Source organism: Bradyrhizobium sp. LMTR 3, assembly GCF_001693485.1.
Lineage (GTDB): Bacteria > Pseudomonadota > Alphaproteobacteria > Rhizobiales > Xanthobacteraceae > Bradyrhizobium.
In genome coordinates this window covers 269,177-280,918 of sequence record NZ_MAXC01000033.1, presented here as the reverse complement: position 1 = coordinate 280,918, position 11,742 = coordinate 269,177, and the positions used below count along the sequence as shown (strand labels likewise).

The window sequence follows — 11,742 nt, the reverse complement described above, 5'->3', positions numbered from 1 at the left end:
GTCGCTCCGGGACGCGCGTCTGTCCGGTCAGCTCGCGCGCTCGTGCGCCTTGAGCGCCGCCCCGAACGCCTCGAACAGTTTGCGATTGATCGGGTTGCGCTGCGGGTCATACTCGGCATGCCACTGCACGCCGAGCGCAAAGCTCGGCGCGTCCGCAATCCGGATCGCTTCGATGGTGCCGTCCTCGGCAATGCCTTCGATGACGACGCGATTGCCCGGTTCGAGGATGCCCTGCCCGTGCAGCGAGTTCACCCGGATGGTTTCGCAGCCGAGCAGACTTGCAAACGTGCCGCCGGGCGTGAGGTGGACGTCGTGGCGGTCCGCGAACACGACCGTGGGATCGGGATGAATCTCGCCGTTCTCCAGCCTCGGCATGCGGTGGTTCATGCGGCCGGGGATCTCGCGGATTTCCGGATGCAGCGAGCCGCCGAAGGCGACGTTCATCTCCTGCAGGCCGCGACAGATGCCGAAGATCGGCACGCCGCGGGCGACGCAGGCCTCCGTCAGCGCCAGCGCGACGTCATCGCGGTGGATGTCGTAGGGCTCGTGCCTCTCATGCGGCTCGGTCTTGAAGCGGGTCGGATGGACATTGGCCCGCGCGCCGGTCAGCACAATGCCATCGACGACGTCGAGCAGCGCGCCGATGTCGGTAATCTCGGGCGACCCGGCAAACATCAGCGGCAGCGCCCCCGCCACGTCGGTGACCGCACGCAAATTGCGCTCTCCGACCATCTGGGTCTGGAAACGATTTTCGACGCGATAGGCGTTCCCGATCACACCGACCACGGGCCGTCTCATCGCCAATTTTCCGCTGTCATCGTCCTGTGCAAGGACCTTCTAGGTTGGGCCGCCATTGCAGACGATAATGCCCGCGAGCCGGCGGCGGATCAATATGCGGCAGCGGCTTGCGGGCCTGCCCTGCTATTTTCGCGTGAAAGCCTCGCGGGCGTCGATGCCGTCGACCCCGGGCAAACCGGCCGCCCGGAGCGCCGCGGCAGCCGAATTGCCGGCATCACCCAGCCACGGCAGTTTCGCCTGAATTCCACGCGTGACCGGCTCGCCCAGCGCGCCGCCGAAATCGACCGGCCAATATCCGTTCGGTACCACTTCAGCCGATATCCCCTGAAGGCGATAGCCGCTGCCGAGCACCGCCTCGGCGTCGTCGGGCGCTACCCGCCGCGCGGTGCCGGGCTCGGCCGGATCGGTAAAGGTCACGAGCACCGGGATCAGCGCGTCCTTTACCGGCACGACGCCGGTCAACCGGCTCATCTCGTCAAAAGAGACCCGCTTGCCGGCCGCCGCCGTGTAGGCGCGCAGCGCCACGTAGTTCACGTCGTCGAGGACGAGGTTAGTGTCAACATGCGCGAGCAGCGCGACGAGGTTCTTGCCTTGCCCGAGATCGACGAAAATGGCGTCGCCGACGGTGCGGGTCTGACCACGGCGGGTGTAACTGCGATCGGGATGAACGGCCACCACGCCGGATGCCGATTTGCGCCCCTCCGGCGTCTCGACGTCGACCGACAGACGATATTTGTGGGCGGGACGGTTGATTCTGATCTGGTCGCCGACCACCAGCGCCGCCAACAGCGCAATCGGGCCGAACCATTTGAAATTCATCTCATCCTCGCCGGCGCCATATCGGATTCGTCTACCGCTTGGCATACCGGACGTGGCAGCGTCAAACCGGCGCGTGCGCTCCGGCTTGATCCCGGCGGCGTTTTTGGCGAAAGACTGCAGACGACATTCTGCGAGAAGGAATCAACGTGACAGGTCCGGCTGACAATCGCCTTCAGGCCCGCAACGATATGGCGTGGGCGATATCGGTCGGCGGCATCGGCGTCGTGCTGTTCGCCGCGCTGCTCGTGTTCACCTGGCACTTTGCCGCGACGCTGTTTCTGATCTTTTCCGGTATCCTGCTCGGCGTCACCCTCAACGCCATGAGCAACCTGCTCGGACGCGTGGTGCGGCTGCCGCACGCGCTGCGCCTGACGATGGTCTGCCTGGTGGTCGCGGGCATGCTGTCGGGCATCGTCTTCCTCGGCGGCACCACGATCGCCCAGCAGACGACGGCGTTGAGCAACACGCTCAAATCGCAGCTCGTCAACGTCAAAGGCTTCCTGGAGCGGAACGGCATCGACACCAGCTTTTTCGATTTCGGTACGCTGTCGTCGACGTCGGATGACGGCACGCCGGCGCCCACTGCGACGCCGACGCCGCACACGCTTCCCAGCGCCGGCACGATAGCGGCCAGCGGCGGCGCCATCTTCAGCCAGAGCCTGAAACTGATTCTCGGCACCGCCAGCGCGGTCGGAAACTTCTTCATCGTGCTGTTTTTGGGGATTGCCTTCGCAACCCAGCCGAGCGTCTACCGCAATGGCCTGTTGTTCATGGCGCCCGCGAAGCATCGCGTGCGCGCGGTAGCGATCGTCGACCGGATCGGCGAGACGCTGGAGCGCTGGCTGATTGCGCAGATCATCACCATGGTCGCGGTGTTCCTGGTAACCTGGATCGGGCTATCGATCATCGGCATCCAGAGCTCGTTCATCCTGGGCATCCAGGCAGGCCTGCTCGCCTTCATCCCGACGGTCGGTGCCATTCTCGGCGGACTGATCGTGGTGCTGGCAAGTCTCGCGTCGGGATGGGTCGCGGGCCTCTCCGCCTTCATCCTGTTCCTCGGCGTGCACGCGCTGGAAAGCTACGTGCTGACGCCGATCATTCAGCGGCAGGCGCTGGATATTCCGCCTGCGACGCTGTTTGCATTCCAGATCCTGCTCGGCGTCGTGTTCGGCATCTGGGGGCTGGCGCTTGCGCTGCCGCTGATGGCAATCGCCAAGGTGATGATCGATCATTTCAAGGCGGAAGCAGCGCCGGTCGCGATTGCGGCCGGCTGATGGCTTCAGTCCGCCGTGGTCAGCACCGTCTCGGTATGCTCGACCTCGGGCGGCGAAGCAAAGTACGGCCCGACCAGCGCCCGCCAGGCGGTGAAATCTTCCGAGCCGCGAAAGTCCACGGTGTGGTTTTCCAGCGTCTCCCACTTCGCCACCAGCCGGTACCGCTGCGGCTTCTCGATCGACTTGTGCAGTTCAAACCCCTTGCCGCCCTTGGCGCGCAGGAACAGCGGACGGGCCTTGGCGACGGCCGCTTCAAAATCCTTCTCGGTGCCCGGCTTCACGTCGATTTGTGCGATTTCGGTGATCATTGGGTTACGCCCTCTCGTGAGAATTGGCGTGTCTAACCCAGACGCCTCAAAAGCAAAAGGCGGATGCATGGACGTTGTTGCGATGCACGGTAGTCGTTGATGCCGCAAGCGTGAGGAAACCGCGCGCGGGACATGCTCCCGCCGCAACCCTGGTCTGGTGTAGGCTTGCGCCAACAACGAGCGACAACAAGCTCATGGTCGCGGGGAGAGAAACAATGAATCTCGGTCGGATCCTGTTCTCCTTCACCCTGGTCGCGGCGGCAAGTGGACTGAGCTTGATGGCGGCGCCATCGCATGCGCAGCAGCCAGCGGCAGTCGCCATCGACAATGACGATATCGGCGGCGTGGTGCGCGGACCGAACGGGCCGGAGGCCGGCGTCTGGGTCATCGGGGAGACCACCGAACTGCCGACCAAATTCGCCAAGATCGTCGTCACCGACGACCAGGGCCGTTACGTGATCCCGGACCTGCCGCCGAACGTCAACTACGCGATCTGGGTTCGCGGCTATGGCCTGGTGGATTCACCCAGGCTGCGCGCCAAGCCCGGCCAGCAGGTCAATCTCACTACGGTCCCGGCGCCGAACGAGGCAGCCGCCGCTCATTATTACTCGGCGATCTACTGGTACACGCTGATGAAGATCCCGCCGGCAAAAGATTTCGGCGGCTCCACCGAAATCCCGAAGGAGATCACTCAGGACCTCTGGCGCCAGCGGATGAACAATGTCGACTGCATCGGCTGCCATCAACTCGGCCAGGAATCCACCCGCACGGTCCCGGCCGCGTTCGGCGAATTCAAATCGGGCGAGGAAGCCTGGATGCGCCGCGTTGCCGCAGGGCAAACTGGCGAATGGATGGTGAACCGGCTCGCCGGGCAAATGGGCGGCGTACCGTTCAAATATTTCGGCGACTGGACCGACCGGGTCGCCAAGGGCGAACTACCGAAAGAAAAACCGCCGCGGCCGTCCGGCATCGAGCGCAACGTCGTGATCTCGTCGTGGGAATGGGCGACCGAAAAACACTTCGTCCACGACCTGATTTCCTCGGACCGGCGTTATCCGACTGTCAACGCCTACGGCCCGCTGTTCGGCGCGAACGAATATTCCTCCGACGACATGCCGATCCTCGATCCCAAAACGCACAAGGTGACGTTCTCAAAGATGCCGGTCGCCGATCCCAACGCTCCGGAATCGTTCGGCCCTCCGCTGCATGGCACGGCCCTCCTCAATCCGGTCAGCCCTTCGGCCTATTGGGGCGACGAGAAGATCTGGAGCCAGCGGACCAACAATCACAACAGCATGTTGGACAAGAAGGGCCGCCTGTGGCTGGCGGCGGCCGTACGCGGCATCGAAAATCCGGCGTATTGCAAGAAGGGGTCTGATCACCCGTCGGCCAAGGCGTTTCCGCTCGAACGCTCGGGCCGGCAGGTGTCGGTATTCGATCCCAAGACCCAGAAGTACAGCTTCGTCGATACCTGCTTCGGCACCCACCATCCGCAATTCGGCTACGACGCCGACGATACGCTGTGGCTTTCGGGGACCGGCCCGGTCGCCGGTTGGGTGAACACCAGGCTGTGGGACGAGACCGGCGATGCCGTCAAAGCGCAGGGCTGGGCACCATTCGTGCTCGACACCAACGGCAACGGCAAGGTCGACGAATATACCGACCCGGGCAAGCCGGCGGAGGCCGGCAAGGATATGCGGATCGCGGGCTCCGGCCCCTACGCGGTGATGCCGCATCCGACCGACGGCTCGGTCTGGTACACCGTCAACGTGTTCGTCGGTCCACCCGGCTTCATGCGGTTCGACCCCAAGACCAAGCTCTCGGAATTTTACGCGATTCCGAAGGAAGGCATCGGCATTCGCGGCGGCGACATCGACAAGAACGGCGTGCTCTGGGGCTCGGGCTCGAACGGCAGCCTGATCCGCTTCGATCGCAGCAAGTGCAAGGCGCCGCTGAATGGGCCGGGAGCGACCGGCAACCACTGCCCGGAAGGCTTCGCCTACTTCAAATATCCGGGCCCCGGCTTCGAAGGGTTCGAGAACTCCAGCGCCGAGGCGAGCTATTACACCTGGGTCGATCACCACAACACGGCCGGGCTCGGCGAGAACATCCCGATCTCCACCGCCAACCTCAACGATGGCTTCGTCGCCTTCAAGGACGGGCAGATGGTGATGCTGCGCATCCCCTATCCGCTCGGTTTTTTTGCCAAGGGCCTCGACGGACGCATTGACGATCCAAACGCAGGCTGGAAAGGCCGTGGTCTCTGGAGTTCGAGCGGCGACCGCACACCCTGGTTGATGGAGGGTGGCAAGGGCTCAAAGCCGCGGGCGGTGCATATTCAGGTACGCCCCGACCCATTGGCGAAGTGAGGATGAGCTGCTAGCCGAACAGCAGCGCCGCGCCGGCGACCATCAGCGCACAGCCGATGAACAGGATGGCAGGCCAGCGCATTCTGCGCTGAACGTAACGCCCCTGCGCACGGCGCTCGGTGATGAGCGCCATCTCGAATTCTTCCGAGGTCGAGAACATGCAACCAAACCCGCCGCGGGCGGAGGCTGCGGCCGCTTCGAGCGACATCAGGGCAGCCTGTGGGTTTCGTCTGCGGGATGAGTCCATGCGCAGATGATATGAATGGAATGGTAAACGGAAGATTACCACATTGTGTCCATCCGGAGACCAATTCAAAAGTACTGAATTAGTCTCCGGGCGTATCGCGTTGTATACGCGTGACGTTTCAGAAAGCGCGATTAGCGCCCTACTCCATCTTGACGTTGGCTGATACGATGACCTTCTTCCACCGCGCCGTCTCCGATGCGATGTAGGCAGCAAACGGCCCGGGCTCCACCGCGACGGCATCGGCACCGAGTTCGGCCATCTTCTGCACCGTCTCCGGCTGCTGCATGAAGGTCCGGATTTCCGCCGACAACTTCTCCACGATCGGCTTCGGCGTCGCCGCCGGGACGAAGAAGCCGTGCCAGGCGACCGCCTCGAAGCCCGGCAGATACTCGGCCACAGTGGGAAGATTCGGATCGAACGAGGCGCGCTTGGGCGTTGCGGCGGCGATCAGCGTCAGCTTGCCGTCCTTGGCTTGCGGCAGAAGCAGCGGCACATTGTCGAAGGCAAGGTCGATCTGGCCGCTGATGAGGTCGGTCAGCATCGTGCTGGAGCCCTTGTAGGGCACATGCACCATCTTGGTGCCGGTCATCTGCTGGAACAATTCGCCCGCCAGGTGCTGCGAGGTGCCAACACCCGCCGAACCGAACGAGACCTTGTCCGGATTGGCCTTCAGATAGGCGATCAGATCCGGCAAGGTCCGCGCCTTGATCTTGTCGGGATTGACGACCAGCACATTGGGAACGACGCTGATCTGGACGATCGGCTGCAGATCCTTGTCGGGCTGATAACTGAGCTTCGGCCCATACAGCGATGGATTGATCGCCAGCGCGGATGTGCTGGCGAGGCCGAGGGTCAGCCCGTCCGGCGCCGACCGCGCCAGCCGCGTCACGCCGACGATACTGCCGGCGCCGCCGACGTTTTCGACCACGAACGGCTTGCCCAGTTTCGCCTGAAGATGATTGGCCACCATGCGTGCGAAGATATCGGCGGTGCCGCCGGCAGCGAAGGGAACGATCACGCTCACCTGCCTCGAAGGATACGCATCTTCCGCCTTCGAGGGCGCCGCCGCCAACAACATCGCCGACGCAACAACAAGCCATATTGATTTCATCTAAGTTTCCTCTGCTTCCTGTTATTAATTGTCCGCCGCGCGCTACTGCCGGGTCGCTAGAACGCCGCCTCGTACATCTTCAAGATTTCGTCTCGGCTCAAATCGCGCGGGTTGTTGTCGAGCAGGCGGCGAATGGCATGGGCTTCGCCCGCCATGACGCCGAGATCGTCCTTGGGAACACCGAGCGCGGACAACCGCATCTCGATGCCGAGATCGGCGCAGAAACGATAAGTGGCGTCGAATGCCGCCGCCGGAACGTTGCGTTCCGGCAGGCCGAGCGCGTGGAGCACCGTGATCGTCTTCGTCGAGGTCGCCGGCATGTTGGACGCCAGCGTATGCGGGAAGATCACTGCGCAGGCGAGGCCATGCGCGACATGGTGGCGCGTGCCGAGCGGATAGGCGACGGCGTGGCCAGCCGTCGTATTGACCGGGCCGAGGCAATAACCGCCATAAAGCGAGGCCAGCGCGAGGCCGGCGCGCGCTTCGCGATCGCTGCCGTCGGATACCGCACGCCGCAGATAGCGGCCGACCAGCCGCGCGCCTTCAATCGCGTAGAGGTCGATGGCCGGATGCGCCTTGCGGCTGGTATAGGCCTCGACGCAATGCGCCAGCGCGTCGATGCCGGTTGCCGCCGTGACATCCTTCGGCACGGTCATTGTAAGGTCGGGATCGACGATGGCGATATCCGCCAGCATGAAGCGGCTCTGCACCGCGAGCTTGTTGCGGCTGGCCGGATCGGTGACGAGTGCACGGGTGCCGGCTTCGCTGCCGGTCCCGGAGGTGGTCGGAATCTGCATCAGCGCCACGCTGCGGCCTGCAACCTTTTCGGCGCCCACGACGTCGGCAAAAGCCGCCTCACCCGTGCAGAGCACGGCAACCAGCTTGGCGAGGTCCATCGCACTGCCGCCGCCGAAACCGACGATGAGATCGGGCGCGGCCTCCCGCGCCATCGCCACCGCCTTGTCGAGGTTGGGCATATCAGGCTCTGGCTTGACGTCACCGAATACCTTGACTGCTCCAGGCAGCCCGAGTTGATCGACGCGCTTCGCGTTGAACGGATCCGAAATCACCAGCGGCCGCCGCGCGCCGATCCGCTCCGCAAAGCGCTGAGCGGCGGCAATCGTTCCGCATCCGAACTCGACGACGTTGGGACGCAGAATTTCGATCGGCGTGAAGGAATTGGTCATTGGATGTCTGCTCTCGTCACTTTGGAGCCATGGAGGTGCCGCCGGCCAGGCGCTCGGCGTAGTCGATGGCCTCGATCAGGCTGTGCTCGTTGGCGATACCCTTGCCTGCGATATCGAAGGCGGTGCCGTGGTCGACGGAGGTGCGGATAATCGGAAGGCCCAACGTGATGTTGACGCCGGAAAGCTCCTGCCAGCGGCCGGTCGCTGGATCGACCTGGAAGCCCAACAGCTTCACCGGAATGTGCCCCTGGTCATGATACATCGCGACCGCCGCGTCGAACTGGCCGGCGCGCAGCTTGACGAAGATGGTGTCGCCCGGCACCGGCCCAATGACGTCGAGACCGTCGGCGACCGCCTTGGCGATGGTCGGCGCCGAGACGTCGATATCCTGCCGGCCGAACAACCCGCCCTCCCCGGCATGCGGATTGAGTGCTGCGATGGCGATCTTCGGGCGCGCGATGCCGAGCCGGCGCAGCGCATCGTCGGTGAGGTCGATCACCTGACGGAGCCGCTCCGCCGTCAAGCGCTTCGGCACGTCCTCGAGCGCCACGTGCGTCGAGACATGGCTGACGCGCATGTTACCATGGGCGAGCAACATCACCGAGCCGCGCACGCCGGTGAGATGCGCCAGCATCTCGGTGTGGCCGGGATAGTGGTAGCCTGCCTTGTTGAGCGCTTCCTTGTTCAAGGGCGCCGTGACGATGGCCGCGGTCCGGCCGGCCTGCGTCAGCCGCACGCCGTGCTCCACCGCCTTGAAAGCAAACCGTCCGCCATCGGCGCTCAGCGCCCCCGGTTTGATCGGCGCGCCTTCGGCGTCGGCCTGCAAAAAGCAGAGATTGGGCCAATCGCGGTCTTCGGCGCTCACTTCCGGAATCGCGATGCTTGCGCCAAGCGCCGCCTTCGCGGCCCCCAATGCGGCACCGCTGCCGATGATCAGAAGGCGCAGATCGCCCTTGGCGATCCTGTCCTGCAAGCCGATGCAGGCCTTGACGATGATCTCCGGCCCGATCCCGGCCGGATCGCCCATGGTGATCGCGAGATGGCGAGAGGTCATGTCGGTTTCCCTGTGCTGAGCAGTTCATTGTCATGGAGCAGATCGTGCCACAGCTCCCTTGTACCAAACGCTCCGGATTTGGAGATTACGTCGACGCCGGCCCAGCGGCCGCCCTGAAGGATGGAGCGCGGCAGGCCCGGCACGATGCGCCCGGCGACCTGTAACGCCTGCGCACCGAGCGCGACGCAGGCCGCCTTCAAGGTCTCGCCACCGGCGACAATCAGCGTGCCGGGAGGATCAAGTGCCGCAATCAATGCGGTCATTTCACGCGCGATCCGCTGTGCCGCCTCTGCGCGCGACAATCTCTCGGGCAGTGAAAACTTCACCAGCGCCACGCCGTCACCGGCAAGCTTGCGGTGCACCCGCGCCGCACCTGCGGCCTCGCCCTCTGCAAGCGTGATGGTAGCCTCTCCACACGCCTCAAGCTGGGACGCCGTCACGACCTGATCGGAGCCGAACAATCCCAGCACCGGCTTTTTCAGATGGCGCGGCGCACCAGCGCGGCGGCCGCGTGCCAAGGCACCGGCCAATCCGCCGCTGCCGCACCACAAGACCGGCGCAGCAAGCTGACGGCCCATCTCGACAACACGATCGAGATCGCGGTCGCTCTCGGCATCGAAGACCTGGACGCCACCATGCGACAGCGTGTCGGGCCGGCCTTGCCGGGCGTCGATGTTCTCCGCCTTGAGCTGCGTCAGAAGATTGGCGCCGACCGGATACCAGTCGCCATCCGGCGTGCGGGCGAACTGCTGACCATCGCGGGTGCGCCGCCCCTGGTAGGCGAAGGCCGGCGCAACGACGCAGGAAGCCCAACGGCCGGTACGCAGGCAGGCGCCAAGCTCGGAAGCCCACGCGCCGCGCAACAGGCTGTCGACCTTCTTGTAGGCGATCGTGCCTTCACACAGCAGCGGCGCCAGCCGTCCTACGATCTCGACGCTCTCGGCCCGTGCGAGTTCGCGGGTACCGCTGTCGATCGCCAGGCTTGGAGAGTTGTCCGTCGAAAGCGCTTCCGGCCAGGTCACGTCGAACGGTCCGCATAGTCCGACGAACTCGGCGGCGGTATCGAGCGCACCGGTGAGATCGTCGGCAAGAAGGCGGATGCTCGTCATCGTCATGCTGCTCCCGCGTTACCGGCCGTGCGGCGCTCGGCCGCGAAGATCTTGCCGGGATTCATCAGGCCATTTGGGTCGAACAGCTGCTTGATGCCGCGCATCAGGTCGATATCGAGCGGGTCGGCCACACGCGCGAGCCGGCCGCGATTGGTGATGCCGATGCCGTGTTCGGCGCTGATCGCGCCGCCCTGCGCCGCGGTCTCGTCGTCGACGATCTCGTTGATCTCCGTCACCAGCGCCGCGGTCGCGGCGGGGTCCTGGCAGCGATCGCGGTCGATCAGGGCGATCACATGAATATTGCCGTCGCCGATATGGCCATGCATCACAACTTGCGCATCGGGAACGGCCGCCTTGATCCTGGTCTCGACATTGGCGACGAATGCGGCCTGCCGCTCCAGCGGAACCACGCTGTCGTGCGACACGACGTATCCGCTGCGCTTGTTGCCCTCCGACACGCTGTGCCGCACGGCCCAGATCGCCTTCGCCTGGGCAAGGCTCGAGGCCAGAACGGCATCTTCGGCCAGTCCCGCCTCCATCGCCTCCGAGAGCACCGCCGCCAGCGGCTCGTTGAGGTCGATCCCAGCCAGCGCGTCGGTCAGTTCGACGATCAGATACCACGGCGTGGTGACTTCGAAAGGGATGGTGACATGCGGCACGGTCGCCGCAATCGCCTCGATCTGGCTGCGTGACATGATTTCGAGGCTGCCGAGCCGGTCACCGACGGCGCCACGCAGACGCTGCATGATCTGCAGGGCCTGGTCGACACTGTGCAATTTGAGCAGTGCCAGGGCGGAGCTGCGCGGTGGCGCGAACAGCTTCAGCACCGCAGCGGTCACGATGCCAAGCGTTCCTTCCGCACCAATGAAGAGCTGCTTGAGCGCATAGCCCGTGTTGTCCTTGCGCAGCGCGCGCAGGCCGTTGAAGATGCGTCCGTCCGGCAGCACCACTTCCAACCCAAGCACGAGATCGCGCATCGGTCCGTAGCGAAGCACAGCCGTCCCGCCCGCATTGGTCGCGATATTGCCGCCGATCTGGCACGAGCCCTCGGCCCCGAGGCTCAACGGAAAATGACGGTCCACAGCCGCGGCCGCAGCCTGCACTTCGGCGAGGATACAGCCGGCCTCCACCGTAATCGTATTGGCGAGCAAACTGACGTCGCGCACGCGCCGCATGCGGTCGAGCCGGATCACGACGTTGAATGCGCTGTCATCCGGTGTGGCGGCGCCGCACATGCCGGTGTTGCCGCCTTGCGGGACAATCGAGAGCCGCTGGTCTGCACAATAGCGGACAACCGCCGCAACCTCAGCCGTCGAGCCGGGTTTGACGACCGCAACAGCCCGGCCGCGGTAGCGTCCGCGCCAGTCCACTACATAGGGCTCCTGATCGCCGGTGGAACCGATGACATAATTGTCGCCAACGAGTGCCGCCAATCCAGCAAGCACATTTTGGAAGGATCCGGTCAT

Annotated in this window: 11 protein-coding genes; 2 read left to right on the top strand and 9 right to left on the bottom strand. The window is 64.5% G+C overall.

All coding sequences use genetic code 11. The annotated features are described in order from the left end of the window. Positions 1 to 27: 27 nt before the first annotated feature. Both LMTR3_RS22135 and LMTR3_RS22130 read right to left on the bottom strand, forming a co-directional pair. A complete protein-coding gene (locus LMTR3_RS22135; protein ID WP_065747114.1) occupies positions 28 to 798 on the bottom strand; it encodes a gamma-glutamyl-gamma-aminobutyrate hydrolase family protein in 771 nt (256 codons plus the stop codon). A gap of 123 nt (positions 799 to 921) precedes the next feature. Beyond that, the gene (locus LMTR3_RS22130; protein ID WP_065747113.1) at positions 922 to 1,617 is read right to left on the bottom strand and encodes a hypothetical protein; all 696 of its coding nucleotides are present in this window, start codon (positions 1,615 to 1,617) and stop codon (positions 922 to 924) included. Positions 1,618 to 1,763: 146 nt separating this feature from the next. Here LMTR3_RS22130 and LMTR3_RS22125 point away from each other — a divergent pair, with 146 nt between their 5' ends. After that, positions 1,764 to 2,891: an AI-2E family transporter gene (locus LMTR3_RS22125; RefSeq protein ID WP_065747112.1), complete on the top strand. Its 1,128-nt coding sequence runs from the start codon at positions 1,764 to 1,766 to the stop codon at positions 2,889 to 2,891. A gap of 5 nt (positions 2,892 to 2,896) precedes the next feature. On the opposite strand, the gene LMTR3_RS22120 is transcribed toward LMTR3_RS22125, so the two are convergent. After that, positions 2,897 to 3,199, bottom strand: coding sequence for an antibiotic biosynthesis monooxygenase family protein (locus LMTR3_RS22120; protein ID WP_057839131.1), 303 nt, complete (start codon positions 3,197 to 3,199; stop codon positions 2,897 to 2,899). Positions 3,200 to 3,414: 215 nt separating this feature from the next. Here LMTR3_RS22120 and LMTR3_RS22115 point away from each other — a divergent pair, with 215 nt between their 5' ends. After that, positions 3,415 to 5,568 carry a carboxypeptidase-like regulatory domain-containing protein gene (locus tag LMTR3_RS22115; RefSeq protein WP_065747111.1) on the top strand — a complete coding sequence of 718 codons (2,154 nt, stop codon included), beginning with the start codon at positions 3,415 to 3,417 and terminating at the stop codon, positions 5,566 to 5,568. A 10-nt stretch (positions 5,569 to 5,578) separates the two neighbouring features. On the opposite strand, the gene LMTR3_RS22110 is transcribed toward LMTR3_RS22115, so the two are convergent. The 6 genes from LMTR3_RS22110 to LMTR3_RS22085 all read right to left on the bottom strand — a co-directional run bounded on the left by LMTR3_RS22110 (position 5,579) and on the right by LMTR3_RS22085 (position 11,742). Next, positions 5,579 to 5,815 carry a hypothetical protein gene (locus tag LMTR3_RS22110; RefSeq protein WP_065747110.1) on the bottom strand — a complete coding sequence of 79 codons (237 nt, stop codon included), beginning with the start codon at positions 5,813 to 5,815 and terminating at the stop codon, positions 5,579 to 5,581. A 139-nt stretch (positions 5,816 to 5,954) separates the two neighbouring features. Further along, positions 5,955 to 6,926, bottom strand: coding sequence for a Bug family tripartite tricarboxylate transporter substrate binding protein (locus LMTR3_RS22105; protein ID WP_065747109.1), 972 nt, complete (start codon positions 6,924 to 6,926; stop codon positions 5,955 to 5,957). A 56-nt stretch (positions 6,927 to 6,982) separates the two neighbouring features. Then, positions 6,983 to 8,113: an iron-containing alcohol dehydrogenase gene (locus LMTR3_RS22100; protein WP_065747108.1), complete on the bottom strand. Its 1,131-nt coding sequence runs from the start codon at positions 8,111 to 8,113 to the stop codon at positions 6,983 to 6,985. A 16-nt stretch (positions 8,114 to 8,129) separates the two neighbouring features. Beyond that, positions 8,130 to 9,167: a 4-hydroxythreonine-4-phosphate dehydrogenase PdxA gene (gene pdxA, locus LMTR3_RS22095; protein ID WP_065747107.1), complete on the bottom strand. Its 1,038-nt coding sequence runs from the start codon at positions 9,165 to 9,167 to the stop codon at positions 8,130 to 8,132. Then, positions 9,164 to 10,276 carry a four-carbon acid sugar kinase family protein gene (locus LMTR3_RS22090; protein ID WP_065747106.1) on the bottom strand — a complete coding sequence of 371 codons (1,113 nt, stop codon included), beginning with the start codon at positions 10,274 to 10,276 and terminating at the stop codon, positions 9,164 to 9,166. The genes pdxA and LMTR3_RS22090 overlap by 4 nt, the downstream gene beginning before the upstream one ends. A gap of 2 nt (positions 10,277 to 10,278) precedes the next feature. After that, positions 10,279 to 11,742 (bottom strand): FAD-binding oxidoreductase, encoded by a 1,464-nt coding sequence (locus LMTR3_RS22085; RefSeq protein ID WP_065747105.1) that lies wholly within the window; start codon positions 11,740 to 11,742, stop codon positions 10,279 to 10,281.

Excerpts from the sequence above, each read along its gene's own strand:
- LMTR3_RS22135 (WP_065747114.1), bottom strand. The coding sequence starts at position 798 with ATGAGACGGCCCGTGGTCGGTGTGATCGGGAACGCCTATCGCGTCGAA.
- LMTR3_RS22130 (WP_065747113.1), bottom strand. The coding sequence starts at position 1,617 with ATGAATTTCAAATGGTTCGGCCCGATTGCGCTGTTGGCGGCGCTGGTG.
- LMTR3_RS22120 (WP_057839131.1), bottom strand. The coding sequence starts at position 3,199 with ATGATCACCGAAATCGCACAAATCGACGTGAAGCCGGGCACCGAGAAG.
- LMTR3_RS22115 (WP_065747111.1), top strand. The coding sequence starts at position 3,415 with ATGAATCTCGGTCGGATCCTGTTCTCCTTCACCCTGGTCGCGGCGGCA.
- LMTR3_RS22110 (WP_065747110.1), bottom strand. The coding sequence starts at position 5,815 with ATGGACTCATCCCGCAGACGAAACCCACAGGCTGCCCTGATGTCGCTC.
- LMTR3_RS22105 (WP_065747109.1), bottom strand. The coding sequence starts at position 6,926 with ATGAAATCAATATGGCTTGTTGTTGCGTCGGCGATGTTGTTGGCGGCG.
- LMTR3_RS22100 (WP_065747108.1), bottom strand. The coding sequence starts at position 8,113 with ATGACCAATTCCTTCACGCCGATCGAAATTCTGCGTCCCAACGTCGTC.
- pdxA (WP_065747107.1), bottom strand. The coding sequence starts at position 9,167 with ATGACCTCTCGCCATCTCGCGATCACCATGGGCGATCCGGCCGGGATC.
- LMTR3_RS22090 (WP_065747106.1), bottom strand. The coding sequence starts at position 10,276 with ATGACGAGCATCCGCCTTCTTGCCGACGATCTCACCGGTGCGCTCGAT.
- LMTR3_RS22085 (WP_065747105.1), bottom strand. The coding sequence starts at position 11,742 with ATGACCGGATCCTTCCAAAATGTGCTTGCTGGATTGGCGGCACTCGTT.